Source organism: Dyadobacter linearis, assembly GCF_907165045.1.
GTDB classification, from domain to species: domain Bacteria; phylum Bacteroidota; class Bacteroidia; order Cytophagales; family Spirosomataceae; genus Dyadobacter; species Dyadobacter linearis.
This window is the reverse complement of record NZ_CAJRAU010000004.1, coordinates 489,277-514,441: the sequence shown is the minus strand read 5'-3', so window position 1 is coordinate 514,441 and position 25,165 is coordinate 489,277. Positions and strand designations below refer to the sequence as shown.

The window sequence follows — 25,165 nt, the reverse complement described above, 5'->3', positions numbered from 1 at the left end:
TCTTTTTTTGGATACAAATGCTCCGTGATACCATTTCGGGGCATTTATTTTTTTGAAGGAAAAATGGGTATCAAAAACCAACTGCTGGCTGACGAGAAACAATCCAGGATCGCTGCAATGCGCATTGCCGATCATGCCTGTTCGTCGCGGGAAACATTTGACGAACTGTTCAATTGCTTCATTTCGGGAGACTACCGCCTCGCCCAGCGCGCAGCGCATAGCCTGACTTTCGCAGCGCAAAAAGAGCCGGAGCTGATCAAGCCTTATATTGGTATTTTAGTAAAACGACTCGGTCGCGAAGACGTGCACGATGCCATTTTGAGGAACAGCGCACGGATCCTGGAAGACGTAATTATTCCCGAAGAATACCACGGCGAGCTGATCGATACTGCATTCAAGCACGTCCGTAACACGCAGACAGCCATTGCGATACGGGCTTTTTGTCTCACAATTTTGTACAATCTTACGCTGATTTATCCCGAGCTTAAAAACGAGCTGAGGTATGAGATCCAGGAGCGGATAGATTATGAAGGTCCCGCGTTCATTTCCAGGGGCCGGAAGATTTTGGCACGTATTTAGAGCGACATTTTGCTGACATATTCGGGGAAATCATTTTACCTTGCTTTTTCAAACTCTATAAAGACAATGATCATTTATTGCCACTCCATGCTGGACAATGCATTAAGGGACAAGCTTACCGAAACTTTGTCGCAGCACGTTATCAATTACCGTACAGAAGACACCAGCGAGGAAGAAGCACGTGCCTACTTTGCACAGGCCGATTACATTCTCGGCAATCCGCCCGGAGACTGGTTCAATAATGCACCGGAAAATCTAAAATTCTGGCAGCTGGACTCGGCTGGTTTTGATCAGTATGCGTCCATTCCTTTGCGCGACAATGTAAAAGTGGCCAATATGGGCGACTGGTTTGCGCGCCCGTGTGCCGAAAGTATCGTAGGCGGCGTACTGGCACTCTATCGCGGGCTGGATACATTGACTTTATTAAAACAAAAATCAGAATGGGTAGGGAGCAAGCTGCGGACCGACCTGAAATTATTGTACATGCAAAACACGATCGTACTGGGCGCAGGAACGATCGGTCAGGCGGTGAATGCGATTCTGAAAGGACTGGGATGCACCACGCATATGCTGGCCCGCACTTCACCGGATGCCGATATACACAGCCGTGAAGAATTGCTCGACGCACTGCCTAATGCCGACCTGGTTATCAACACTTTACCGGGAACCGCTACTCATTTTGTAAATGCTGAGTTCTTTTCTAAAATGAAAAAAGGAAGCGTTTATGCGAGTGTGGGAAGAGGAAGTACGACGGATGAAAATGCGCTGCTGGAAGTTTTAAATGCTGGACAGCTGGACGGTGCGGTACTGGATGTGACCGAAATTGAACCACTGCCCGAAGACAGCCCGCTCTGGAAACTGGACAATGTAATATTGACCCAACATACCGGCGGAGGTCACCGAAACGAACATATGGGCAAAGTAGATTTGTTCCTGAATAATATTTTGGCAGTTGAAGCAAATAGCAGCCCAGCCAATGAAGTGAACCTGTTGAAAGGTTATTGATTAATTACAAAAACAAAAATGGCAGCCACGGATTCAAGTTTAATAGCATCGATCAAAGAGAAATACGTTGAGAAATTTGGAAGCGACCACGACTTCCAGGTATTCCGCTCTCCCGGGCGCATCAACCTGATCGGCGAGCATACGGATTATAACAATGGTTTTGTGTTGCCCGCTAGTGTCGATAAGGCGGTTTATTTCGCAATATCGTCCCGGGACGACAATCAGGTAAAGCTGTACGCGGCCGATCTTGACGAAACCTATTCCTTTTCTCTGGACGATCTTTCCAAACCGGAAAGTTCCTGGCCGCATTACCAGCTCGGGATCGTGGAACAGATTCAGAAACGCGGCTTGGAGATCTCCGGATTTCAGGCTGCTTTTGGTGGAAATGTACCTGTTGGGGCGGGTTTATCCTCTTCTGCTGCACTGGAATGCTGCTTGTTATTTGCTTTAAATGACATTTTCGGACTTGGACTGGGCCGGCTGGATATTGTCAAAATGTCGCAAAAGGCTGAAAACGAATATGTTGGTGTGCAATGCGGCATTATGGACCAGTTTGCTTCTGCTTTTGGCGTGAGCGAATCGGTGATGCGCCTCGACTGCCGGTCGCTGGATATGGAATATTTTCCTTTTCCGATGGATGAATATATGATCGTCCTCTGCGACACAAGCGTGAAACATTCGCTGGCGAGCTCGGAATACAATACCCGGCGGCTGGAATGTGAAAAGGGAGTGGCGATATTGAGAAAATATGATCCTGCTATTCAAAGTTTGCGCGACGCTTCGCCCGAGCTGGTCGAAGCCCACAAAGACGAACTTGGCGACGTAGTTTACCGCCGCTGCAAATTCATTACCGAAGAAATCCAACGTGTACTGGATGCCTGCGATCTGCTTGTTCAGGGCAATTTGCCTGCTTTTGGAGCAAAAATGTATGAAACCCACGATGGTCTGCAACATGAATATGAAGTGAGCTGCCCCGAGCTGGATTTTCTTGTTTTAAAAACAAGAGAAAACGCCGACGTAGTGGGTTCGCGCATGATGGGAGGCGGTTTTGGCGGATGTACCATTAATTTGGTAAAGAAAAACGCTGTTGATGCCTTTGAAGAAGAAATGATACTTGCTTATAAAAAGGAATATGATATTGACCTTCCCTGTTACCGGGTGAAAATTACCGACGGTACGGGAGAAGTTTTGTGATCTAAACCTGCGTGAAACAATTGTCGCAAACTGCTAACCTTTATTTATGAAAAAACTACCACTTGTACTCACAGCTGTGATCGGTCTCACGATTTTCGGATGCTCTCAAACCAAGAATGAAGAAAAAATGATCAGCACAATTTCCAAAGAAGCATTCGGCGAACTTCCCGACGGCCAGAAAGCCGACCTGTACACCCTAACTAATGGAAACGGCATGACCGTCAACATTACGAATTACGGCGGTATCATCACAAAACTGACTGCGCCTGATAAAAAAGGGGAATGGACGGATGTGGTGCTGGGCTTTGATTCGCTGCAACCTTATGTGAGCGGCCACCCGTTTTTTGGTGCGCTGGTCGGGCGGTATGGAAACCGGATTGCGAAAGGGAAGTTCACGCTGAACGGGCAGGACTATAAACTGGCGATCAATAACGGGCCGAATGCATTGCATGGCGGAATCAAAGGTTTTGATAAAGTGATCTGGAAAGCGACCGAGGTGAAGGAAGATTCGGTTGTAGGATTGCAGCTGGAATATGTTAGTAAAGATATGGAAGAGGGCTACCCGGGCACTTTGACTGTCAAAGTAACTTACACCCTTGACAACGATAATGCATTGTCTATCAATTACAATGCTACCACAGACAAAGCCACAGTTGTGAACCTCACCAATCACTCCTACTTCAACCTGACAGGTTTGAAAAGGGATATTCTGGACCATGAAGTTTCGATTATGTCTGACAGCATTGTACCGGTCGACGCGAATTTGATCCCTACCGGCAAGCTGCGGGCTGTGGAAGGGACGCCATTTGATTTCAGGAAACCAACAAAAATCAATGCGGGTATTAACAAAATTGATGATGAGCAGATCAAGAACGGTGGCGGTTATGACCACTGCTGGGTTCTTAAAAGAACAGAACCTGGCTTGATGCTTTTCGCTACGGTGAAAGATCCTGAAAGCGGACGTTTTATGGAAGTATTCACGACCGAACCTGCGGTTCAATTTTACACAGGTAACTTTTTGGATGGCAGCCTGAAAGGCAAAAACGCAACCTTTGCCAAACGTTTCGGACTTTGCCTCGAAACCGAGCATTACCCCGACTCACCCAATCAGCCACAGTTTCCATCAACTGTGTTGAACCCGGGAGATACTTATGAAACAACAACGAAATATCGCTTTTCAGCGAAATAAGGCACATTCCAAAATAAATATTATCAGCACCGCGCAGCCAAGCAAGGCCCAGCGCGGTGCTTTATTTTTGCTCAATTCCGGATCTTTTTGGTAATTTTGACTTACAATATGAGCATAATCATCGAATTGACCGACGCGACTTATTTGTCAGAATATCGCATTCTTGTGAAATTTTCAGATGAAAATGAGCGGATTGTCGATTTTGAAGAGTTTCTGACAAAGCATTCACATCCTCAATTTAATAAGTACCGGCAACCGGCGCAATTCAAAAAATTCAAGATTGAGCGCGGGAATTTAGTCTGGGGAAAAGATTGGGACCTGATTTTTCCGGTAGAGCAACTTTATTCAGGAAAGATCGATTCAATATTATAAATATCCTTTTCAAAAATCATCAACAATGCTAACCAGAACAGTCAAAATCAGCAATGTTACTAACTTGTCCGACGCGCGTTATTGTGCGGGAATGGGGGTGGAAATGCTCGGTTTTTCTATTGACGAAGATTCTCCAAATTATATTTCTCCAAAGAAATTTGAGGACATCTGTTCCTGGCTGGCTGGCGTGACCCTCGTAGCTGAAACGGCGCAATCCAGCGCAGAGGCTATTCTTTTACAATTGCAGCAATACCCCGTGCACGCGGTTCAGGTGGAAGATCCGGGACTGCTAGGCTACCTGAAAAGTGAACTTGCATTGCCTCTCATTCTGCGCATCAGCGTCGATCAATATGAAGCCGACGAGATCCAGTCCCTGCTTAACCGGTACGAAGATGCTGCAACGCATTTCCTTTTAGAAAGTGATCAGGACGCCGAATTGTCACTGAACTGGCTGCAAATACTACCTTCTCTCGCCGAAGAACATCCACTTCTGATTGGTTTCGGACTTGATACCGACTCCGCGATCATCGCATTGAACAACCTGCCCGAAAACATCGGCATCGCATTGAGAGGCAGCGAAGAAATACGTCCCGGATACAAGGATTTCGGAAGTATGATGGACATTTTGGAAGCATTGGAAGAACAATAGCCCCCCGTAACTCCCCTATTTTTTCGTTTTCACCGAATTTATCCGCTTAACACGCCGTTTTACCGATAATAATTTTCCGGTTTACAGTATCTTGTATTACCTACTACCTTTGAATACAAATAAACGCTAAACGAATCATGGAAAAGAAATTGCATCGTATACCCGAACAGGCAGTTTTTGGCGGAGTAGCATCCGGAATTGCTCAATATCTTCAAATTGATGTTGTCATAGTCCGTGTGTTATTCGTGGTGCTGCTGCTGCTGCCTATTCCTCCAAGCTTTGGCTGGACAGGTATTTTATATATCATTCTATGGGCAGTATTGCCAACCGGGCCCGCAGTGGATGTTTATCCTGTAACCGGCGAACCTTCGAAACCATCGGAACCGTTCTTTGACAAGAAGAATTCGGATCAGACTGTGATGATCCTCGGCGGCGTACTGGTCGTTTTTGGTGCGGTAATGTTGCTTGACGATTTCCCGATCTGGTACGAATTCAAAAGGTATTTCTGGCCGATCGTTTTCATAGCAATAGGTGCATTCCTGATCCTGCGCCAGCGTGATAAAAACCAGGAAAACAATACGACGGTGTACCCTACCACACCTCCGCCGGCCGATCCGATAACTCCGGTAACACCAGAACCTGATCCGCAGCCTTACACACCTTTTACACCTGTGAACACTACGCCGGAGACAAATTTTCCGGAAGATCCTGAAAGTCCGAAAAAAGATGACGAAGACGACAATCCGGTGATCAAGGTAAACTAGATATTTAAGTTAAGTTTAAGTAAATCAACACTTTAATATATTTTAGCCATGAACTTTAAGAACATTTTCTGGGGCGTAATCCTGATCATAACGGGCTCGCTATTCCTGGTCGAGGAACTGACCGCATTCGATTTCGGACGTTTCTTCTGGCCGATCATCCTGATCACAACCGGTGGCTTACTGCTGCTTCGGAACTTCCTGCATACTGATTCTTCTAACAGATCAAATATCTAATTTATGAAAACCAACAGAGGCCTGGTGTGGGGTGGTGTGCTGATCATTTTTGGGATGATCTGGCTGCTCCGAAACCTGAATCTTGTCAACATCAACTGGGATGAAGTGCTTCCCTACTGGCCTGTCTTGCTGATAATTGCAGGTGCATTGCTACTTGCAGGTGGACGGGAACGTGGCTCGGCGGTAGGTGGTTTGGTTGCTTTGCTGATTACGCTGGCAGTATTCGGAGGGATTGTCAACAGAACGCATCGCGCTTTCGATAACCGGAATAACAACTGGAATTTTGGTTGGGATGATTACGATAATGATAATCATAATGACGACGAAGATCTGGGTTATCACAACGGGGATAATGGTCACGATGGTGAAAAGTCTGACGAAGAAAAAGATGCTGACTACGAACGTGAGCACAGATCATCAGGCAGCAGCCGGCCGATCAATGGTAGCTACAAATATGAAATGGAGGATTTTATTCAAAAAGCAAACTTCAACCTCGAAGGTGGCGCCGGCTCTTTCAAACTGGAAGGCAATACCGCCAAGCTTTTTGAGGCCAGCACGAAAAGTACGATCGTCGGTTTCCTATCAAATACTTCGGTGAACAGGCTCGACAAATCTGCTACCGTTAACTTGAAAATGGAAGAAGGAAATGTCAAGATCAAGAATGGCGAGATTTCCAACCAGGCTAAAATTCAGCTGAATGACAAACCGGTATGGAGCATTGACCTGGGCATCGGAGCTGGAAAAGGTGATTTCGATTTCAGTGATTATAAAGTTGAAAAGCTGAAAGTAAGTACCGGAGTTGCCGATATGGATATTAAAATGGGCGACAAGCTGGCTTCTTCGCAGATTGATATTGAGGCAGGCGTTGCGTCGGTTACCATTGATATCCCGAGATCAGTAGGATGTGAATTGCGGATTGACGGCGCATTGAATGCAAAAAATATTGACGGACTGGATAAAGTCGGCAGCGGCTTGTATCGCTCACAAGGTTATGAAAGCGCTGAAAAGAAGATCATTATCGACTTTGAAGGCGGCTTAACGAGCATCAATATCAACAGATACTAATACCCGTCACAATTTTAACCCTATTGATCAGGGTTGATACAAATGAATATCTTTGCAGCTTTTCGCAAGGGTATTCATTTTTTTATGTTTGATAAAATCAACAAAACTATATCGCTGTTGCTGCTTTCAACGAGTGTTTTTGCACAGAAACAGGAGCTTCCGAAAGCAGAGCAAAGTATGATCGCGCAGGGACTTGTCAATATCCGCAATGTTGATCCCGGCATATTGGTCGAGCTGAAATATTCTACGACAGATAATTTTCTCAAAAAAGACATTTACGCAGACCTTGACCGCGCTTACCTCCAACCCGAAATGGCAAAGCGGCTGGCGAAGGCAAATGCGCAGCTGGCGAAATTGAAGCCAGGCTATAAGCTGCTTGTTTACGACGCCGCCCGCCCTAATTCCGCTCAATATGCGTTGTGGGATGCATTAGATGATCTCAAAATTCCAGCCCGTAAAAAAACGATGTACGTGGCTGACCCAAAGATAGGCTCCAATCACAATTTCGGCTGCGCAGTAGACCTGACAGTCGCGGACGAAAACGGGAAACCATTGGATATGGGCACTAAATTCGACTTTTTCGGGCCGCTGGCTTACCCACGATCAGAGCAGGAAATGCTGCAAAAAGGAAAGCTGACGATCAAACAGGTTGAAAATCGCCAGCTTCTCAGGAAAGTAATGGTCCAGGCAGGATTTCGTGCGAATACGACCGAATGGTGGCATTTTGATGGTATGTCGAAAAGCCAGGCAAGGGCCAGATATGGCATGATCAAATAGCCTATTCGGCTCTGAGCGTGCTTCCGCCCGACAGCCGTTTGTCAATCGCAGGGTTACCCTTATAACGCACAGCGCTGGCGCCGCTTGCATCCACTTTCAGCAATCTTGAAACACTTACCTCCGCCTGGCTTGCCCCCGACACGTTAAGTTCCGACTCTTCCACCGGCAGGTCAAATGCATGCAATTGTGAAGCTCCGGATAATTCCCCGTCCAGAAATTTGCTGTTCCCGAAGAGTTTGAGCCGCGACGCGCCGGTAAGTTCAAAGTCCATTTCCCTGGCTGATCCGTCAAATTCGCAGCGTGACGCGCCAGAAAGTTCGATATTCAGGGAAGGCAGGTTTTCAAAACCGAGCAGTTTTGCATTCACAGCACCGGAGAAATTTACTTCCTCAACAGCCGGCATGACGATTTCAATATCCATACGCTTGCGATTATTACGCCAGCCATCGTAGCGGGCTACCAGCTTTCCGTCATGAACGAAAATGTCAAGATCATCCAGATCATTCAGTTCACCTGTGGCAGAAACCGAGAATCCGGGCCCGGCAACGACCTTTACCTGGAACGCGTCACCCATTTCCAGCTCATCGAAATTTTTGAGATCATACGTTTCCGTATGCGTTCCGCGCGGCGGAATATTATCATCGGACTCGACGTAAACGCAGGATTGCAGACAAACAAATGAGAACAGAACTGAGGAAATAACTTTTTTCATGGCTAATAAATAATAAATCTGCATGTGGAATAATTGCTTGGGAGCAGGTAATGCCCCTTTTTACAAAGACAACTGCTTCCTGCAATCCCCCTATTCAAGAATATTCTTTTTCTAAATAGGGGTAACGGCAGCGTGGATTGTCGTAGAAAAAAGGAATTTAAGCTTGACTTCGACCGCTCAAACATATCCTCAGCCGCTAATCGAAAGAGATTTTCTATTTTTGACCGAAAATCAAAAACAGAAATCTGTGCAACCTTCCGACCCAGATATTGTTGCTGCGATCAGGCGGGGCGATGAAGAGGCCTTCGAAAAGACTTTTCGTCTGTATTACCCCCGGCTTTGCAATTATGCCGCCTCGCTGCTCAAAGATGATGAGGAAGCAGAAGAGGCTGTGCAAACCGTTTTCCTGACGATCTGGGAGAAAAGGGAAGATCTTGAAATCACCCTCTCACTCAAATCATACTTGTACCGGGCGGTCCATAATCACTGTCTTAACCGTTTCAAACACGCTTCTGTGCGCGAAGTACACCGGGAACATACCATGTATTTTTCAAGCGGATCCTACGATTCTGTTACCGAAGTAATCCATGCGAATGAGTTGGAAGAGCGGATTGAAAAAGCAGTAAGTACCCTTCCCGAACAATGCCAGAAAGCATTCAGGATGAGCCGCTTCGAAGAATTGAAATACCAGGAAATCGCGGATCAGTTAGGGATTTCTATTAAAACCGTTGAAAATCAGATAGGGAAAGCACTTAAAATTTTACGTCTTGAACTGGCGGATTATCTGCCTTCCATGCTTTGGCCGGTTTATTTATTTGTTGAACAGTTAATCGCGTCTTTGTCATGAGCCAGTTTCACGAAAATATATCGGAAGAGCTGCTGGCACGTTACCTGGCAGAAACCGCAACGGAGGAAGAAAGAAATATCGTCGACAACTGGCGGGCAATATCCCTTGAAAACGAGCAGGAACTTGCCGCCTATCGCTTCATTTGGATGCATTCGGCTTCTATTCCGCAAAGGAAAGAAGTGAATACGGACCTGGCCTGGAATAAGGTAAAAAAGAAAATGGAGCAAAATGCCGCGACAGTTCCGCCTGTATCCCGGGAGCCGCGCCGCATTGATTTTGACCAAAGACCTGCAAGCAAAAAATTCCCCGTAACGATCTGGGCGGCGGCGGTGGTGGCGCTGCTGGTAATGGCATTCGGATGGTTTTATATTAATCAAAAACAATCCACCCCGCTTACCGTCGCGACTACCAATAACACTAAGGAGCAGCTTTTGCCCGACGGTACCAAAGTTTTTTTGAACTACAACTCTGCAATTACTTATCCCAAGAATTTCAAGGGCGACCTGCGGACAGTTTCCCTGCAAGGTGAAGCGTTTTTTGATGTGACGCCGGATAAGGAACATCCTTTTGTAATCAATGCAAATGGTACTGAGATCCGCGTTTTAGGCACGTCGTTTAATGTAAAAGCTTACGCGAAAGCGCCGGTGCGGGTGGATGTAGCTACTGGAAAAGTGCTGGTAAGTAAAGATTCAAAAAAAGTAGAACTGGTGAAAGGCCAGAGCGCGGAAGTTTTGTCGGACACGATCAAAAGCTTGCAGGCCAATATGAATGTGATGGGCTACCGCACACAGGTATTTGATTTCACGGCTACCAACCTGAATGAAGTAATAGCCACGATCCGGGACGGTTACCATGTGGATGTGAGGCTGACCAACCAGCAGATCGCGCAATGCAGGTTGACGATCAAGTTCGAAAAAGAACCACTTGATGCGACGCTGGCCGTGATCGCCGAAACGCTGAATCTCGATCTGAGAAAAGAAGGAAAAGTATATTGGCTGGATGGAGATGGTTGTCAGTAAATATCATATTCGGTTACTGACGATCAGGATATATTCCTTACCACTCATCTTGCTGCTGTTTACGCTGACTTTTAGTAATTCAGTTTCCGCGCAGGATCTTTTGGAAAAACGCATTTCGATCCGGGTCAATAATCAGCCCCTGGACGAAACTTTGCAGCAGATCGCCGAGTTGGGCAATTTCAGCTTTTCGTACAGCCCGGATATGATCGACATCAAATCGCGGGTTAGCATTAATGCTTCCGGTGAGCGCATAAGGGACATTTTGAATGCGCTTTTCAAAAATAAAGTCACATTCAAAGAGCGCCGGAAATATATTATCCTGCAAAAAAACGACGAGCCCGAGAAGCCGAAAGAGCCGGAGGAATTTAATCTGAACGGCTATATTATCGACAATCGCACGGGAAATAAACTAGCCAATGCGAGTATTTACGAGTCGGCCACACTTGCCTCAGCGGTTAGTAATCAATATGGTTATTACAAAATCCGGCTGCCTGCTTCGCCCGGCGCGATCCGGCTGGAAGTCAGGAAAGAGGAATATGTGGGCAAGAGTATTTCGATTACCAGCAAGCAGGATACTTACCTGCAAATCAACCTGAATCCGGACACGCTCCGCCCCATTTCACCCAAGTCCCAGACATTCATCAGCGTTCGTGAGGATTCCCTCCACCATAAAATAGCAATTCCCAAAACGCAGATTGCTCAAAATGAATCTATTCCAGATACAGTACCAGTCCGCGACGCCGAAGATCGCGTGATCGGAAGGGAATATGAGCGATTTGTAAAAACATACCAAAAAGTCCAGAACAGCTTCGTGAATGCATTCGCCTCGGCCAAGCAGGCTGTGCACACGCGAAACATTACCGACACACTTTACCGACCTTTTCAGGCGTCGGTTTTACCGTTTCTGGGCACGAACCACGAGTTAAGCGGGAATATCGTGAATGATTATTCCATCAACTTTATCGCCGGTTATTCACTGGGAGTCAACAAGTTGGAAGTCGGCAGTTTTGTCAATGTAGTCCGGGGAAATGTGAAGGGATTCCAGCTGGCGGGTATCAGTAACATCGTCGGCAGAAATGTAAGCGGGTTTCAGTATGCCAATTTTCTCAACCTGACGCTCGGTAATTTTCATGGATTTCAGGGTACAAATGTAATCAACTACACGGGCGGGAATTTTTCCGGTTTTCAGCTGGCTGGTGTGGGCAATGTGGTGGTCGGGACTTTGAGAGGTTACCAACTTTCGTTGAGTTACAATTACGCCAATACGGTGCGCTCAGGCCACCAGATCGGGATTGTCAATTATGCCGACTCCTCGGCGACGGTGCCTTTCGGTCTATTCAGTTACGTGCGCCGCAACGGTTACCGGCGTTACGAGTTTGCGACGGACGAGTTCAGCTATTTTAGTACTGCATTCAAAACGGGTGTCAGCCGGTTTTATAACATTTTCGCGTTGAGCTTCAATGGAACAGCAACAGGCAAGCCGCTGGGAAGTTTAGGTTATGGCTTCGGAACAGCTCAGCCACTTGGTAAAGGCTGGGCCGCAAATGCGGATCTGACAGGCAGCGTCGTGTTTTTCAAAAATCAAGAAATAGAGGATATCGATACCGGCATATTCAGATTATCAGTATCTATTGAAAAAAAGCTGACTAATAAATTTGCACTTTTCGCCGGCCCAGCCCTGAGCCTGCTCACCTCCGCGACCCCAAATATCTTGAAAACAACAGACAAAAAGGGGTTACAACCGATTTGGCTGGGAACGAGTGCTGGGCCTGCCCAGCAAGTTTATCATTGGCTGGGCTTTCAGGCCGGTATTCGGTTTTGCAACTAAAATCCGATACGCTTTCTTCCGTTCTGCACCGGGTTACCTTCGAAATATGCTCTCAATTCTTCAAGTTCGCGCTCAAAACCGCCCGAAAGTATCGGGAACCGGCACCACGATCGTGGATCAAGGTTCAGATCATCGAGATGGAAGGAAGGCGCGTAACGTTCGCGTTTCCACTGGTTCCGGCTCCATAGCTTGAAAAACCGCTCAGTCCAGGCAAGAATCTGCTCATCGGCATACAAACCTTTGTAACGCACATGCAGATTTCTGTACGATTCCAGCGGTGACTTCTTATCCCGGATCGACAATCTTTCAAGATCATTCAAAAACTCGTAAGGCATCAGGTCCACCTCGTCGGTCTGCGTCTGGGCAAGTGGGCGCAATTCGGCAGTCGGTTGCAGGCTATTGACTTTTTTGAGGCCTTCGATTTTAATATGCTTGCCTTTTACCTCACAGCCGGCCGTTTCCAGCCAGCGCAACCATTGCCGCAGGTAAAATTTATCGATACCTGCCAGCGGACTAATGCTCCCCGCCGTATCCCCATCCATAGTCGCATACCCCACCGCAGCTTCCGAGCGGTTGGATGTGGAAAGTAACAGGTGATTTGACAAATTAGTAAGTAACCAGACACCCGGGGCACGAACCCGCGCCTGGATATTTTGCAGTGCGATATCATCCTGCTCCCACGTAAGTTCCCTGCCTATTTGTCCTTCTATCAGCGATTTATAAGTTTCAACCAATCCATTGATATTGATATTATAGAAGGTGGAACCAATAGATTCCGCGAGCGTTTGAGCGGATTCCAGCGTGTCGGTGGAGCTGTTTTCTGTTCCCTGATAAATGTTATGGATCAATGCTTTTGCCAAATCTTCTTCCGTTTCAGCCGATTGTATCTCTTTAATATAAGATAGCTTTTCCTTCAATCGGTCCATACCGATACTTTCATCGGCCAGCCGGATCATCAACCCGCAAAGTGCAGTACAAGCGCAGGAATCAGCACCTCCCGAAAGTGAGATCGTGAAACCGTTCGAGCGGCTTTTTCTCAGATAATCAAACAAGGCCAGACAAACCGCACGCGCAAATTCCTCTTCTTTTAGCGCACCTCCTTTTTCAAAAGGCTCGATATCAGGCACCTGAGGTAGCACAGGCTCGATCTCAGGGAAATCATACCGCGCCGGAACGCGCCACGTTTTGTCCTTGATCGCAACTGTGATTTTGCTCTGCACCTGGCTTAATCTCGTATAATCGGTATCGATCACCGCGGTCGTGATCAGGAAATCTTCGTAACTGAAACGCTGGCTCGAAGCAAGCAGCTCCCCATTCGAAGCGATCATCGCGTCGCCGTCGTAAATGGCGCGGCCGGCCTCGTTACCCAGTAGGTTTGTATAAATATAGCTGCAAGAAAAGGTCCTGGAAGCGTCTACTACCAGCTTTTCACGCGTCACAAATTTATTGAATGCGAAGTGGCTGGCGCTGGGATTCAGGATAATATCCACGCCGCGCTCGTAATGCCTGCGGGCAGGCCGGTTGGATACCCAGCCATCTTCACAAATCTCAAATGCCACCTTCACCCCGTTCGAACCGCCCTGGATCGGGCCGGTACTGAGGTCGAAGATCACATCGCCGATCGGGTAAAACATCTGGTTTATTTCAATGCTCTCAACATGACCAGGCTGCCAGGGACGAAACCAGCGCGCCTCGTAGTGAATCCCGTTATTTGCTAAATTTTGCTTGCAATAAAAACCAGCGATCTGTTTATTGGAAATCAAACAGGCCGCATTATAAATGCTGTTATTGTGTCTTAGCGGAAGTCCCACAGCGACGATCATCCCCGAGGTTTCCTGCACAATTTCCAACAGGCATTTTTCAGCCTGAACCATCAGGTCGGGCGCGAAAAAATAATCGTCGCAATTGTAGCCGGTGATACACAATTCGGGCAGACAAAGCAGGCTTACCTGCTGTTTCCGGGCTTCGCGAATCGCCCCGATGATGTTGCGCGTATTGGATTCCCACGCCATCGGCGTTTGGTTAACTGTTCCGGAAGCTACTTTGATTAGTGGCATGAAGACTTATTCTGTTGAAGGACTTTTTTGACTCTCCCTAAAAACTACATGCCGGCAACTTAATAAAATTTGCCTTTTCGTACCGGTAAAGTTTTTCCCTTATTTTTGTCAACATATAAATTAACCAACAGATTCCTCTTGCAATTCCCCTCCTTCATCGCCAAACGCATCCGTCACAACGAAGCAGGGTCGTTTTCTGCAACCGTTTCCAGGATTGGCGTCGCCAGTATCGCGATCGGGATTTCCGTAGGGATCATCGCTTTCGCCGTGCTGCTCGGTTTCAAGCAGACTATCCAGGAAAAGATCTTTCTTTTTGGCGCACATATTAACATAACATCCTATTCGCAGGGAAATTCGTACGAGGAAGGCCCAATGTCCATCCCCAATCCTGTTTCGATTGCATTGCCGCAGATTCCCGAGATCAAACGGTGGCAAACTGTCGCGCATAAGTCGGGGATATTGAAAACGCCGGAGGAGATCAAGGGGGTGATTTTAAAAGGTGTGGGCAAAGATTACGATTGGCAAACCTTCAAAAGCAGCCTGAAAGAAGGCAAACTGATCAGTCACAACGATTCGTCTTCTATCAAATACGGTTACTCTTCGGAAATTCTGATCAGCCGGAAAATTGCCGCCGAGCTCCGTTTGAAAATTGGCGACGATGTGATCATGTACTCTTTGCAAAATCCTCCCCGCCCCCGCAAGCTGACGATCTGCGGCATTTACGATACCCAAATGGAGGAGTTTGATAACAACCTGATCATCGGCGACCTCGGTCTGGTGCAGCGGCTCAATGGTTGGGGTAAAGATTCGGTAGGTACTTATGAGATCTATTTAAAAGATTTCCGCGACCTCGACAGGGTTGCAAACCAGCTCAGAACAACACTTCCGCCAGGGATATTCCTTCAAAAAGTGACCAGCACCTATCCGCAGATCTTCGACTGGCTGATCCTTTTAGACCGCAATACAGCCGTTTTTCTCACATTGATATTATTCGTCGCCTGTTTCAATATGATCTCCATCTTGCTGGTGATGATCATGGAAAGAACACCTTTGATCGGGCTTTTGAAAACATTGGGAAGTCCGAATGGTCAGATCCGCAGGGTATTTTTTAGTGTGGGCTTATATATGGTCAGACTGGGATTGATCATTGGAAATGTCACCGGCCTGCTGCTTTGCTGGCTGCAATATCAATTCAAACTGATCTCGCTCGATCCGGTAAATTATTACATGGACACGGTACCTATCGTCTTCGACTGGCCCATTTTCCTTGCAGTCAATATCGCCACGGTGGTAATATCAGCTTTGATCCTGTTGATACCTACCTTGATCATCACCAAAATACAGCCGATTAAAGCACTGTTATTCAAGAAGTAATACTCAGGGAAGTAGCTTAGAGAGCAAACGGAAATCTGCGGTAAAATCCGTAATCGCCATTGTTTTGACCCTATTAAAATCTTTCGCCAGCGGGTTCAAAATGTAGTTCCTTTCTGAGGGGACAATTGCAGAAGGGACCGAAAACCCGATCACCGACGCGTCGCTCAAAACCTGCTCTCCGATCCATTGCGAATAGGAAACGTCGTCTGGCCAGGATTCTTTCAGCAATTTTTCGTCAGCATGAAAAATAAGGTCGCTGTTGTCCGGTAGTTCGAGGCGCAGCAATGCGATCCGCTGCATATTTTCCTGATGATTGGCATGGACGAATTTTTCGAGCAAAGCGAGTGAAATATGGGCACTGGTGTAAATGCAAGCCTTCCCGACCGGATTCCACCTGCCGCCGAAAAGTTTCGCGCCGGTACCTGTCAGATCATCAATATACTGCTTTGCTGCCAGGCGGTACACGATCATATATAAACCCCGTGCTCGATCCTTCCCAGTTCATTAGCGATCAGCTTCACGCCCCAGAAGGATTTCAATGTGTTAAAATCCTGCATTTCTCCCAGTACCAGGCGGGGCTTCCGGAGCCATTCTTCCAATGCTTTGGGGGAAAGAAATACCTGTAAACCCAGATCGGCCATATTTTCGAGCTGGTAAAGATGCTCGGCATACAAGCCTTCAAAAGGCTTACTATCCTTCATATACCGCTGCAAAGTCCTGTCACTGATATGCAGAATATCCGCCCATTCGAGCTGGGTAAATGGCAGCTTGTCAGCGAGTTGCTGAAACTGACCAGTTGAAAACCCTTGCCTGGTTCGGTGCGCCAGGTACAGTACCTCGGGCTCGGCCGCAATCCGCAGCGGCGTGCCTTCATCGAGCTTATCATAGGAGATCTTTTTCATAATCCGAATATTGTCACACCAATGTACGACTTTTTTCCGGGCTACCAAATCACACCCTGCAAATATTCGGCTCCCTTCAACAGCGTATCGTCATTTTTCGCAAAACAGAACCTTAGCGTCTTGTAGTCAACCGTTTGACTGTAAAATGCAGATACCGGGATAGACGCTACTTTGAACTCCCTTGTCAGCCGCTCCGCAAGAGCTACGTCGTTTTCGTCGGACAAATTCTGATAAGAGAGATTTTGAAAGAAAGTGCCTCCCGAAGGTTTTGTTATAAATCCAATACCTTCCACAGCCTTCAAAAACAGGTCTCTTTTCTGTTGGTAAAAATCAGATAATCTTAAATAATGCTCCGGCTCCGAAAGGTATTCTGCCACTGCAAACTGAAATGGGGTTACCACACTGAAAACCAGAAACTGGTGGATTTTACGAAATTCCGCAGTTAATGCAGCTGGTGCCAGGAAATAGCCCAATTTCCAGCCGGTAGTGTGAAATGTTTTGCCAAAAGAACCACAAAGAAAAGTACGCGAAGCAAGTGAAGGAATTGAAGCCGCAGAAACGTGCGCCCGGCCGTCGAAGATAATATGCTCGTAAACCTCGTCGCTGATCACGTACAGATTGTGGTCTTCGGCTAACTTAGCTAAACTTTGTATGTCGCTCGCTGTGAATACATTACCAGTTGGATTGTGCGGCGTATTGACTAATATGGCGACCGTTTTCTTAGTGATCTTAGTTGCAACCAGCTGCCAGTCAATGGAATCATATTGCGGATCGAGCGTAACAAACACCGGAATACCGCCACTCAACTCGATCGCAGGAACGTAACTATCATACGCAGGTTCAAAAACGATCACCTCATCGCCAGGATTGACGACCGTCGTGATCGCCACATACAAAGCTTCGGTAGCGCCGCTGGTGATTGTAACTTCTGTTTCGGGATGATATTCCCTGCCGGTTAGCTCAAACGTTTTCTTCGCAATAGCCTCACGAAGAGGCATTACGCCCGCCATCGGCGCATATTGATTTTTCCCAGACCTGATATATTTATCAACCAATCGCTGTAAATCGGGTGAGCAGTCGAACTCGGGGAAACCCTGCGACAGGTTCAGCGCGCGGTGCTCCTCGGCGAGCTTGGACATTCTGGTAAAAATCGTCGTTCCTATATGGGGCAGTTTGGATTTCAGCCCGGAAGTGAAATGCATTGTATCGTATTTTGGAGTGAAGTTTCGGCAGGTAAGCTAGACTTTATTTGTCCAAATCAATAAAACCGGAGGTGAAATGCCTGTGTTCAAGCGGTGATTTTGAAAGTTCTTCTGCCACAAATTCCGGATAAATGCGATTGAATTTCAGCTCTTCCACATCAATCCATTTGAACAGCAGCTCGTCCTGCCCCTCCGCACCGACGAAATCGGACTGATCGGTCAGGCCCTGAATTTCCATCAGATAATAGAAACCGAGTTCATGGTACCGCGTCCCGTTGTAGACAAAAAAGTTTTCAGATATCCAGATCAGCTCGCCGACTGCGACTTTTAACCCGGTTTCCTCCTGCATTTCGCGCGCGAGGGTATCATTTGAAAATTCGAAAATCTCGGCTCTTCCGCCCGGCAGGCTCCAAAATTTGTCGGAGGGAGTTTTGTGTAGAAGTAGCTTTCCGTTCAAAACGGCAACTCCCGCAACGCGGTAATTAAACAGGGCGTCGCCGACAGGTAGACTGATCATATTCTTTTTGATTGATACAAAAAGCGAATTTACGAATGCCCGGAAGACTGACGGATAATCAGCGAAGTTTTAAGAGAGCGGATTTCGAATTCGGCGTTTTTCTGCGGATGTTCGATCAGCCGGATCAGCAGTTCCACAGCCTGCTGCCCCATATCCATCGCAGGCTGGACAACGGCCGTCAGCGGCGGATTTAGCAGGTCTGCAACACCAATATTGGTGAAACCTACGATCGCAATTTCATCGGGAATCCTGATCTTTTTTTGTTGTAAAACCGCCATACAGCCCGTAGTGAGCTTATCGCTTGCTGTAAAAATAGCATCTGGCGGCTCGGGCAGGCTCAGCATTTCCTGAATAGCCGCCTCATTTTCACTCACGATCTTGCCGCCGTAGTGGCAATATTTTACATAAGATTCATCAAAAGGAAGCTGATGATCCTCCAAAGCCTGCTTGTATCCAGCCAAACGCTCGGTCGTATTTGACAAATAAATCGGGCTGGTTAAATGCGCAATGCGTTTTCTGCCCGACTGGATCAAATGCTTCGTCGCCTCGTAAGCTCCGGCAAAATTATCGGCTACCACTTTATGCGTCTCAATTTCCTTGGGTACCCGATCCAGAAAGACGATCGGTAACCCTCTTTCCATCAGGTCCTGAAAGTGAAAAAGATCGGTGGTCAAACTTGCCAGTGAAACGAGCAAACCGTCCACTTTTCTTGAAACCAGGTAATTGGTATTAGCCACTTCCCGCTCGTAGGAATCGTGACTTTGAAATATAACTACGTGATAGCCAAGATTATACGCAATAGATTCAATACCATTTATGAGTTGTGAAAAAAAATGGTTTGCGATTTCCGGAATGATTACGCCGATCGATTTACTCTTGCTATCCTTCAAACTCAATGCGATCGGATTGGGCCGGTAGTTCATTCGCTCCGCATATTCCATGACCAGCTTCTTGGTCTCCGGATTGATCTCATAACTGTTACGCAGCGCGCGCGAAACGGTTGAAGTGGACAAATTCAGCGCTTTTGCAATATCCTTGATTGTAATTGCTTCCAAAAGAAAATTGGTTTATTCCAACTTATGAATAGACCTGAGAAATCAAATCTCCGATCCGTTTCAAGTAAAATCACTATTGAATTATAAATAGAGGGTAAGTTCAGGATTTATCCTGTCAACTGGCAACGTTCCCGATAACGATTGCACAAAAAAAGACAATTCAGTATTTGATATTTCTAATTATTCGGTCTAAACTCGTTCAGGTGCAGTCATAGTAGAACAGACGTTAAATTTAGCCCTTACCCCGAAAAAGACAAATCAATTTTCTCAACCAGGCGGACCAAAGACACTGCATCCGTTCCGGCGCAACAATGCAAATACCATGAACTATCTTTTTCGCGAGAAGTTGCGGCAGCTCAAAAATCACCCTGGCGTGACGGTTCCGCAGGATTCGGTTTTTCAACTGCCCGAAAAAGTACTTCAATTCGGCACCGGCGCTTTTCTGCGCGGGCTTGCTGATTTTTTTATAGATAAAGCCAACAGGCAAGGCGTTTTTAATGGGCGTATCGTCGTGGTTAAATCCACCGACAAAGGCGATTTAAAAGCATTCGACCGACAAAATAACCTCTATACACTTTGCACCCGCGGGATTGTGAACGGGAATGTGGAAGAGGAAAATATCATTTCCTCCGCGATCAGCCGTGTTATTTATGCCAAATCACAATGGTCGCTTGTGCTCGATCTGGCACGCAATCCTGCAATTGGTATCGTGATCTCAAATACTACTGAAACGGGCATTCAACTCGTTCAGGACGATATTTACCAGTGGCCGCCAGTATCTTTTCCGGGCAAGCTGCTGGCGTTTTTATATGCGCGTTATGTCGCGTTTTCGGGAAGTACGGAGGCCGGCGTGGTGATTATCCCAACCGAACTGATCACTGACAATGGAAAAAAACTGGAATCGATCGTACTCGAACTGGCCCACCGGAATGGACTGGAACCGGCATTTATCGACTGGATCGAACATCATAATCATTTTTGCAATTCACTGGTAGACAGAATAGTACCAGGAAAGCCGGAGGAAATTTTGCATAAAAAGCTGGAAGAAGAACTGGGCTATAAAGACGAGCTGCTTATCACGGCCGAGCATTACCACCTTTGGGCGATTGAAGGGGATGAAAATATTCGCAAGAAAATTCCTTTTTATGGGATTGATGAAGGTTTGGTGATCGAGCCGGATATTGAACTGTACAGGGAGCTGAAACTGCGTTTACTCAATGGCGCGCATACATTAGGAAGCGGGCTGGCGCATTTGTGCGGGTTTAGTACGGTCGTTGAAGCGATGTCAGATGCGGATTTCTCTACATTCATTGCAAACCTGATGCGCACCGAAATTGCGCCTTCAATCCCCTATCCTGTTCCCGAGGGAATGGCTGCGAATTTCAGCCGGCAAGTATTGGAACGTTTCAAAAATCCCTACATCCAGCATAAGTGGCTGAATATCACACAAAATTATTCAGCTAAAATACACGCGCGGGTAGCTCCGACTTTCTTGAACTACGAAAAGCAGGAAGCAACTTTCCCGGAATATGCCACCTTTGGTTATGCGGCTTATATCTACTATATGAAGCCCGCGCGCCGGGACGGGGATCAGTATTTTGGCTTGTCAAATGGGGAATATTATTTCATCCGGGATGAAAAAGCGGCATTTTTCCATCAAAAATGGCAAATGTCGTCTCTCGAAGACATGGTAAGAATCATACTGAAAGACACTTCAATCTGGGGCAAAGACCTGAGCAAGTCGGAAGCGCTTGTCACAGCAATTGCCGGACATTTAAATTCAATAAAACAAAACGGCGCCATGGAAACGCTGAAAATGTTTTTGGCGGAAGTGGAGTATGCGTGATATTAGTCGTTTAGATGTTTTTGCCCAGTTTTTGCCGTGCTATTTTTACGGCTTTATGAAGCTTTTCTTGTAACATTTTTTGAGAAGGAAGTGCTATCAGATAATCTGCAACCCTGATATTGCTTTTGTCTAACTGCATCAATTCAATATGTTCTTCCTTTTTCCCGGTACACAGAATTAGTCCGATTGGAGGATTTTCGCCTTCAATCAGCTCATACTTTTCTAAATACCGGAGATATAGCTCCATCTGTCCTTTGAATCCGGCCTCAAACTCCCCGATCTTCAGGTCGATAGCAATCAGGCATTTTAATCTTCGATGATAGAATAGCAGATCGATGTAATAGTCGCAATTGTCGATGATAATGCGCTTTTGTTTGGCCAGAAAAGCAAAGTCGGTACCCATTTCAGCCATAAATTTTTGAAGCTCGGCAATGATTGAAGCTTCAAGATCCCTCTCAGAATAGGCGCCTGATAGTCCCAGAAAGTCCAGCACATAGGGGTCACGAAACACCAAGTCCGGGTTCACCCTATTTTCAGAGCGCAATAATGCGAGGTCACTGATAATAGTCTCTTCGGGACTTTTACTGATAGCTGTGCGTTCAAATAGCATAGAGTTGATCCGTTCACGAAAAGTCCGCACAGACCATCTTTCGTGTATGCACAATTGCAAATAAAAGTCTCTTTTGACAGTGTCCCTTATGGGCAATATTACCAGAATGTGAGTCCAGCTCAATTGTCGTATCATTGAAACGACAATCTCCTCCGCGGGAAAAATTTCTGCAAACTGGACCATTCTTCGCAAGTTCTTCTCGGAAAACGAATTCCCGTAATCTTGTTCCAGCTGCTTTGCCAGTCGGATAATGGTTTGCTTGCCATAATCAGCCCGTTTTGCATTCAGAATATCTGCGCTGATTTTTCTGCCAATGCTCCAATATAATTTTGTTATGGATACATTTACGGTCGCCGCGAGCCGCATTTTACTTTCTTCAATCAGGTATTTAACTGATTCAAAAAGGTCAGTTTTTGCAGGATTTGCCATATAATGAGAGGATCAAGCACAAAGGTTTGTTTGTGATTGATACGTTCAATCCTTGCATTGGTAACATGATAAAACAAGATTATTAAAACTGAAAGGGTCGAGTGCACCCTCAGCCTTCAAGCTTAGCTTGTCGTTGACGTAGAAATCAGTTAATGCGTAGGCCGGCTTGGGGCCGGGGCGGAAGCATGGTATTTCTTTTGGATGATCGCGGCGTATTTGTCCAGTAACTCCATGACCTTACTCTGTGATTTCGAGCGGACTACCAGCCCGACGTGGTAAGGTTCTTCCATTCGCCACACGATTTCGGGATCATCGAAGACAGACATATTCGGCCACTCCTGGCGGGCAAGCGAAATGATGATGCCGGAGTATTCCTTGCGGACCGGCGGCAACTTGTAATTGTCCCCTTTTGCCTCCGCAGTCTCCATTTTCGCCCATTCTTTCCAGAGATTAATGCCGGAAGATGCTTCAACCATTTCGGATAAATTCGCTCCGCCAACGCGCGAGGAAGTTTCCAGAAAGTAGTATTTCCCATCGTCGTGGCAGCGGATTACCTCCGTATGCGACGCACTGTGTTTTAAACCAAAAGCTTTCAAAAGGTCGATCGCCAGCGTTTCCAGCGCGTGTTCTTCGGAAGAATCAAATGTAACGGTCACCGAGCGGAAAATCCCGCCGCCGTGTGCTACTTCAAAAGGTGGCGCGAGGTATTTGCTGTTCCAGGAGAATATCACCCTCCCATTGTAAGAGATCGAATCTACGTGGTAAACGTCGCCTGGCTTGAATTGCTCAACGAGGTAGGAATGCCTTTTATCGCCCAGCTCATGGATCGTTTCCCAAAGCTGATCGGCTGTTTCGAGTTTCTTAATACCCGTCGCAGAAGCCTCAGAACGAGGTTTGATCATCCACGGTCCCGGATATTTCTCGATAAACCGGTTAATATCATCGTCATTGAAAAGGGAAGAAAACCCGGGCACCAATATGCCTGATTCGGCAGCTTTGGTGCGCATCGCAAGCTTGTCCCGGAAATAACGGCCGGTAGTTTGCCCCATGCCGGGTATTCTGAAATATTCGCGGATATGCGCCGCTTTTTCCACGTCAAAATCGTCCAGCGCGACAACCCGGTCGATCATTCGGGTCCGCATTACGTAAGCCAGGCCGGTGATGATCTCGGACATATTATAAGTCCCGTCCTCGCCTTCTTCAATGTAAAAAAACTCATCTACCGCCTCTCTGACCCACGGTTTGTTTTCAAGCTTTTTGGCCGTAATCAGAAATACTTTATTACCGGCTTCCTTACAGGCTTTGAGAAAATCGTTGCCTTTGAAATAGGTTGATATGCAAAGAAATGTAAGCGTCGGGGCCATAACAAACTTTTTTTTGGTAGAAAGTAGTATTGGTAAATCTAGCAAAAAGAAGCAATTGAGCAAGTAAAGCCAGGATTAAATTTCAGGTTTTTTTGGTTAAAATGCCGCTCCGCAGTTACTATTCGCGGATTGGCAAGGTCGACAAAAATTGCCTCAACAATCGGATCCCGTAGGCCGTACCGGCGCGTCCGGGCGCAAATTCAGTATCACCAAAAGCAGTACCTGCAATGTCCAGATGTGCCCAGGCCTGGTGCGAATCTGTGAATACTTCCAGGAACTTGGCAGCGACAATAGCTCCGGCCAGTGGCTTACCGTGGTAGTTTTTCACATCGGCAATATCCGAGTTGATCTCCTCTTTGTATTCATCCCAAACCGGCAGCCGCCACACACGCTCGCCGGTCGTATCGCCTGATCTGGCAATATCTGTCGCCAGCTGGTCATTGGGCGTAAAAAGCCCCGCTGCTTCGTAGCCCAGCGTTTGGATCACACTGCCCGTCAATGTGGCGAGGTCGATGATAATATCTGGATTAAAGTTACGCACAGCATAGCTCAGACCGTCGGCCAGGATTAGTCTGCCTTCTGCATCAGTATCTATCACTTCAATGGTTTTACCTGAATACGAACCTATTACATCACCGGGTTTCATCGCCGCTCCATCCACGCTATTTTCAGTAGACGGAATCACGCCGATAATACGCACGGGTAATTTCAGCTGAGCGGCCAGTTCCACTATTCCCAAAACGGCCCCAGCGCCTCCCATATCACTTTTCATCAAATGCATATTGGCCGAGCTCTTAATAGAAATCCCGCCCGTATCGAATGTAACTCCCTTGCCTACCAGCGCGACGGTTTGGGTATAGTTTTCAGGGTTATATTCGGAGATGATCATCACTGGCGGCGCTTCACTGCCTTTGCTAACAGCCAGCAGCGCGTGCATTCCCAGTTTTTCCAATTTTGATTTATCCAAAACTGTTACCTGATAACCGTTTTCTGAACCCGATTTTTTCGCCCACTCCGCAAGTGTTTCAGGCGTTTTGTAGTTTCCAGGCGCATTCATCAGATCCATGATCCGCATTTGCACCACCGCCGTTTTTTGTCCCAGCGCAATCGCCGGGCTGATTGCCGCGCCTTCCTCGGTCAGGATACGTAACGTTCCATTTTCAAAAAAACTGCTCAGCGGCTTGGGCTCGGACTTGTAGAGTTGCAGATTATATCCACCCAACATAATCCCATTTACCGCATTCTCGACCCACTCGGGACTTTTCCCGCGCGCATCCAATGTGATCTGATCCGGCCAGCGATCTTTTCTTTTAAAAAAAAGCGAGCGGAATAATTTGATCATAGCCGGTATTTTCGGCTCTTTTCCAAGTCCTACCCAAAGTTCTCTGGACGAAAACCACCACATTTCGCCCTTCTCAGCCTTGAACATCGACTGGTTCTCCGGTTCGGAACCCTGTGCAAACGTGTGTATAATAAGTACCTCGTCGGTCGCGTGGAATATCTGTTCTATTTGCATCATCAAAATAACAGTTCATAAAAAAAAGCAAAGACAATATAAGTCTTTGCTTTCAAATA

Annotated in this window: 25 protein-coding genes; 15 read left to right on the top strand and 10 right to left on the bottom strand. The window is 46.7% G+C overall.

The genetic code is table 11. The features are described 5' to 3' along the window. Nucleotides 1–63 precede the first annotated feature (63 nt). The 10 genes from KOD92_RS16860 (at nucleotide 64) to KOD92_RS16815 (ending at nucleotide 7,828) form a co-directional block, all read left to right on the top strand. Entirely contained in the window at nucleotides 64–579 is a 516-nt protein-coding gene (locus tag KOD92_RS16860; protein WP_215234744.1) for a hypothetical protein, read from the top strand. 66 nt (nucleotides 580–645) lie between these two features. Next, on the top strand, nucleotides 646–1,584 hold the full coding sequence (locus tag KOD92_RS16855) for a D-2-hydroxyacid dehydrogenase (protein ID WP_215234743.1): 939 nt from the start codon (nucleotides 646–648) through the stop codon (nucleotides 1,582–1,584). A gap of 18 nt (nucleotides 1,585–1,602) precedes the next feature. Then, a complete protein-coding gene (gene galK / locus KOD92_RS16850) occupies nucleotides 1,603–2,778 on the top strand; it encodes a galactokinase (protein WP_215234742.1) in 1,176 nt (391 codons plus the stop codon). Nucleotides 2,779–2,824: 46 nt separating this feature from the next. Then, entirely contained in the window at nucleotides 2,825–3,967 is a 1,143-nt protein-coding gene (locus KOD92_RS16845; RefSeq protein ID WP_215234741.1) for an aldose epimerase family protein, read from the top strand. 108 nt (nucleotides 3,968–4,075) lie between these two features. Then, entirely contained in the window at nucleotides 4,076–4,339 is a 264-nt protein-coding gene (locus KOD92_RS16840) for a DUF2442 domain-containing protein (RefSeq protein ID WP_215234740.1), read from the top strand. A gap of 25 nt (nucleotides 4,340–4,364) precedes the next feature. Next, nucleotides 4,365–4,988, top strand: coding sequence for a hypothetical protein (locus KOD92_RS16835; protein WP_215234739.1), 624 nt, complete (start codon nucleotides 4,365–4,367; stop codon nucleotides 4,986–4,988). A 137-nt stretch (nucleotides 4,989–5,125) separates the two neighbouring features. Further along, nucleotides 5,126–5,752 carry a PspC domain-containing protein gene (locus KOD92_RS16830; protein ID WP_215234738.1) on the top strand — a complete coding sequence of 209 codons (627 nt, stop codon included), beginning with the start codon at nucleotides 5,126–5,128 and terminating at the stop codon, nucleotides 5,750–5,752. 48 nt (nucleotides 5,753–5,800) lie between these two features. After that, nucleotides 5,801–5,986, top strand: a complete 186-nt coding sequence (locus KOD92_RS16825; protein WP_215234737.1) for a LiaI-LiaF-like domain-containing protein — start codon at nucleotides 5,801–5,803, stop codon at nucleotides 5,984–5,986. Between the two features lie 3 nt (nucleotides 5,987–5,989). Continuing rightward, nucleotides 5,990–7,051, top strand: a complete 1,062-nt coding sequence (locus KOD92_RS16820; RefSeq protein WP_215234736.1) for a LiaF transmembrane domain-containing protein — start codon at nucleotides 5,990–5,992, stop codon at nucleotides 7,049–7,051. 42 nt (nucleotides 7,052–7,093) lie between these two features. Continuing rightward, nucleotides 7,094–7,828 carry a M15 family metallopeptidase gene (locus tag KOD92_RS16815; RefSeq protein WP_229254710.1) on the top strand — a complete coding sequence of 245 codons (735 nt, stop codon included), beginning with the start codon at nucleotides 7,094–7,096 and terminating at the stop codon, nucleotides 7,826–7,828. A gap of 1 nt (nucleotide 7,829) precedes the next feature. Here the strand turns inward: KOD92_RS16815 and KOD92_RS16810 are convergent, their stop codons facing one another. After that, entirely contained in the window at nucleotides 7,830–8,540 is a 711-nt protein-coding gene (locus tag KOD92_RS16810) for a head GIN domain-containing protein (RefSeq protein ID WP_215234735.1), read from the bottom strand. A gap of 247 nt (nucleotides 8,541–8,787) precedes the next feature. On the opposite strand from KOD92_RS16810, the gene KOD92_RS16805 reads away from it, so the two are divergent. From KOD92_RS16805 to KOD92_RS16795, 3 genes are read left to right on the top strand one after another with little or no spacing between them, the layout of a single operon-like run. Further along, the gene (locus tag KOD92_RS16805; protein WP_229254709.1) at nucleotides 8,788–9,387 is read left to right on the top strand and encodes an RNA polymerase sigma-70 factor; all 600 of its coding nucleotides are present in this window, start codon (nucleotides 8,788–8,790) and stop codon (nucleotides 9,385–9,387) included. After that, nucleotides 9,384–10,406: a FecR family protein gene (locus KOD92_RS16800; RefSeq protein ID WP_215234734.1), complete on the top strand. Its 1,023-nt coding sequence runs from the start codon at nucleotides 9,384–9,386 to the stop codon at nucleotides 10,404–10,406. The genes KOD92_RS16805 and KOD92_RS16800 overlap by 4 nt, the downstream gene beginning before the upstream one ends. Next, nucleotides 10,387–12,234, top strand: coding sequence for a carboxypeptidase-like regulatory domain-containing protein (locus KOD92_RS16795; RefSeq protein ID WP_229254708.1), 1,848 nt, complete (start codon nucleotides 10,387–10,389; stop codon nucleotides 12,232–12,234). Before KOD92_RS16800 ends, KOD92_RS16795 begins: the two co-directional genes overlap by 20 nt. On the opposite strand, the gene nadE is transcribed toward KOD92_RS16795, so the two are convergent. After that, nucleotides 12,231–14,291 carry an NAD(+) synthase gene (nadE, locus tag KOD92_RS16790; RefSeq protein WP_215234733.1) on the bottom strand — a complete coding sequence of 687 codons (2,061 nt, stop codon included), beginning with the start codon at nucleotides 14,289–14,291 and terminating at the stop codon, nucleotides 12,231–12,233. The genes KOD92_RS16795 and nadE overlap by 4 nt on opposite strands. A 138-nt stretch (nucleotides 14,292–14,429) precedes the next feature. Between nadE and KOD92_RS16785 the strand changes: the two genes are divergently transcribed. Beyond that, nucleotides 14,430–15,665, top strand: a complete 1,236-nt coding sequence (locus KOD92_RS16785) for an ABC transporter permease (protein ID WP_215234732.1) — start codon at nucleotides 14,430–14,432, stop codon at nucleotides 15,663–15,665. A gap of 3 nt (nucleotides 15,666–15,668) precedes the next feature. Here the strand turns inward: KOD92_RS16785 and KOD92_RS16780 are convergent, their stop codons facing one another. From KOD92_RS16780 to KOD92_RS16760, 5 genes are read right to left on the bottom strand one after another with little or no spacing between them, the layout of a single operon-like run. After that, nucleotides 15,669–16,136, bottom strand: coding sequence for an RES family NAD+ phosphorylase (locus KOD92_RS16780; RefSeq protein WP_215234731.1), 468 nt, complete (start codon nucleotides 16,134–16,136; stop codon nucleotides 15,669–15,671). Beyond that, nucleotides 16,133–16,567, bottom strand: coding sequence for a type II RES/Xre toxin-antitoxin system antitoxin (parS, locus tag KOD92_RS16775; RefSeq protein WP_215234730.1), 435 nt, complete (start codon nucleotides 16,565–16,567; stop codon nucleotides 16,133–16,135). The genes KOD92_RS16780 and parS overlap by 4 nt, the downstream gene beginning before the upstream one ends. A 41-nt stretch (nucleotides 16,568–16,608) precedes the next feature. Beyond that, on the bottom strand, nucleotides 16,609–17,769 hold the full coding sequence (locus tag KOD92_RS16770; RefSeq protein WP_215234729.1) for a methionine aminotransferase: 1,161 nt from the start codon (nucleotides 17,767–17,769) through the stop codon (nucleotides 16,609–16,611). 43 nt (nucleotides 17,770–17,812) lie between these two features. Next, on the bottom strand, nucleotides 17,813–18,286 hold the full coding sequence (locus tag KOD92_RS16765; protein ID WP_215234728.1) for an NUDIX hydrolase: 474 nt from the start codon (nucleotides 18,284–18,286) through the stop codon (nucleotides 17,813–17,815). Between the two features lie 29 nt (nucleotides 18,287–18,315). Next, on the bottom strand, nucleotides 18,316–19,341 hold the full coding sequence (locus tag KOD92_RS16760) for a LacI family DNA-binding transcriptional regulator (RefSeq protein ID WP_215234727.1): 1,026 nt from the start codon (nucleotides 19,339–19,341) through the stop codon (nucleotides 18,316–18,318). 322 nt (nucleotides 19,342–19,663) lie between these two features. Here KOD92_RS16760 and KOD92_RS16755 point away from each other — a divergent pair, with 322 nt between their 5' ends. After that, nucleotides 19,664–21,187, top strand: coding sequence for a tagaturonate reductase (locus tag KOD92_RS16755; protein WP_215234726.1), 1,524 nt, complete (start codon nucleotides 19,664–19,666; stop codon nucleotides 21,185–21,187). A 10-nt stretch (nucleotides 21,188–21,197) separates the two neighbouring features. Here the strand turns inward: KOD92_RS16755 and KOD92_RS16750 are convergent, their stop codons facing one another. The 3 genes from KOD92_RS16750 to KOD92_RS16740 form a co-directional block, all read right to left on the bottom strand. Further along, complete coding sequence (locus KOD92_RS16750; RefSeq protein ID WP_215234725.1) at nucleotides 21,198–22,226, bottom strand: PDDEXK nuclease domain-containing protein; 1,029 nt, start codon at nucleotides 22,224–22,226, stop codon at nucleotides 21,198–21,200. Nucleotides 22,227–22,375: 149 nt separating this feature from the next. Beyond that, nucleotides 22,376–23,590 carry an ATP-grasp domain-containing protein gene (locus KOD92_RS16745; protein ID WP_215234724.1) on the bottom strand — a complete coding sequence of 405 codons (1,215 nt, stop codon included), beginning with the start codon at nucleotides 23,588–23,590 and terminating at the stop codon, nucleotides 22,376–22,378. Nucleotides 23,591–23,708: 118 nt separating this feature from the next. Further along, the gene (locus tag KOD92_RS16740; protein WP_310589445.1) at nucleotides 23,709–25,109 is read right to left on the bottom strand and encodes a leucyl aminopeptidase family protein; all 1,401 of its coding nucleotides are present in this window, start codon (nucleotides 25,107–25,109) and stop codon (nucleotides 23,709–23,711) included. Between the last annotated feature and the right edge of the window lie 56 nt (nucleotides 25,110–25,165).

What these genes read in the sequence shown, in the direction of transcription:
- KOD92_RS16780 (WP_215234731.1), bottom strand. Translation starts at nt 16,136, where the DNA reads ATGATCGTGTACCGCCTGGCAGCAAAGCAGTATATTGATGATCTGACA.
- KOD92_RS16755 (WP_215234726.1), top strand. Translation starts at nt 19,664, where the DNA reads ATGAACTATCTTTTTCGCGAGAAGTTGCGGCAGCTCAAAAATCACCCT.
- KOD92_RS16855 (WP_215234743.1), top strand. Translation starts at nt 646, where the DNA reads ATGATCATTTATTGCCACTCCATGCTGGACAATGCATTAAGGGACAAG.
- KOD92_RS16795 (WP_229254708.1), top strand. Translation starts at nt 10,387, where the DNA reads ATGGAGATGGTTGTCAGTAAATATCATATTCGGTTACTGACGATCAGG.
- KOD92_RS16740 (WP_310589445.1), bottom strand. Translation starts at nt 25,109, where the DNA reads ATGATGCAAATAGAACAGATATTCCACGCGACCGACGAGGTACTTATT.
- KOD92_RS16845 (WP_215234741.1), top strand. Translation starts at nt 2,825, where the DNA reads ATGAAAAAACTACCACTTGTACTCACAGCTGTGATCGGTCTCACGATT.
- KOD92_RS16860 (WP_215234744.1), top strand. Translation starts at nt 64, where the DNA reads ATGGGTATCAAAAACCAACTGCTGGCTGACGAGAAACAATCCAGGATC.
- KOD92_RS16825 (WP_215234737.1), top strand. Translation starts at nt 5,801, where the DNA reads ATGAACTTTAAGAACATTTTCTGGGGCGTAATCCTGATCATAACGGGC.
- galK (WP_215234742.1), top strand. Translation starts at nt 1,603, where the DNA reads ATGGCAGCCACGGATTCAAGTTTAATAGCATCGATCAAAGAGAAATAC.
- KOD92_RS16810 (WP_215234735.1), bottom strand. Translation starts at nt 8,540, where the DNA reads ATGAAAAAAGTTATTTCCTCAGTTCTGTTCTCATTTGTTTGTCTGCAA.
- KOD92_RS16750 (WP_215234725.1), bottom strand. Translation starts at nt 22,226, where the DNA reads ATGGCAAATCCTGCAAAAACTGACCTTTTTGAATCAGTTAAATACCTG.
- KOD92_RS16770 (WP_215234729.1), bottom strand. Translation starts at nt 17,769, where the DNA reads ATGCATTTCACTTCCGGGCTGAAATCCAAACTGCCCCATATAGGAACG.
- KOD92_RS16830 (WP_215234738.1), top strand. Translation starts at nt 5,126, where the DNA reads ATGGAAAAGAAATTGCATCGTATACCCGAACAGGCAGTTTTTGGCGGA.
- parS (WP_215234730.1), bottom strand. Translation starts at nt 16,567, where the DNA reads ATGAAAAAGATCTCCTATGATAAGCTCGATGAAGGCACGCCGCTGCGG.
- KOD92_RS16835 (WP_215234739.1), top strand. Translation starts at nt 4,365, where the DNA reads ATGCTAACCAGAACAGTCAAAATCAGCAATGTTACTAACTTGTCCGAC.
- KOD92_RS16800 (WP_215234734.1), top strand. Translation starts at nt 9,384, where the DNA reads ATGAGCCAGTTTCACGAAAATATATCGGAAGAGCTGCTGGCACGTTAC.
- KOD92_RS16745 (WP_215234724.1), bottom strand. Translation starts at nt 23,590, where the DNA reads ATGGCCCCGACGCTTACATTTCTTTGCATATCAACCTATTTCAAAGGC.
- nadE (WP_215234733.1), bottom strand. Translation starts at nt 14,291, where the DNA reads ATGCCACTAATCAAAGTAGCTTCCGGAACAGTTAACCAAACGCCGATG.
- KOD92_RS16765 (WP_215234728.1), bottom strand. Translation starts at nt 18,286, where the DNA reads ATGATCAGTCTACCTGTCGGCGACGCCCTGTTTAATTACCGCGTTGCG.
- KOD92_RS16820 (WP_215234736.1), top strand. Translation starts at nt 5,990, where the DNA reads ATGAAAACCAACAGAGGCCTGGTGTGGGGTGGTGTGCTGATCATTTTT.
- KOD92_RS16840 (WP_215234740.1), top strand. Translation starts at nt 4,076, where the DNA reads ATGAGCATAATCATCGAATTGACCGACGCGACTTATTTGTCAGAATAT.
- KOD92_RS16815 (WP_229254710.1), top strand. Translation starts at nt 7,094, where the DNA reads ATGAATATCTTTGCAGCTTTTCGCAAGGGTATTCATTTTTTTATGTTT.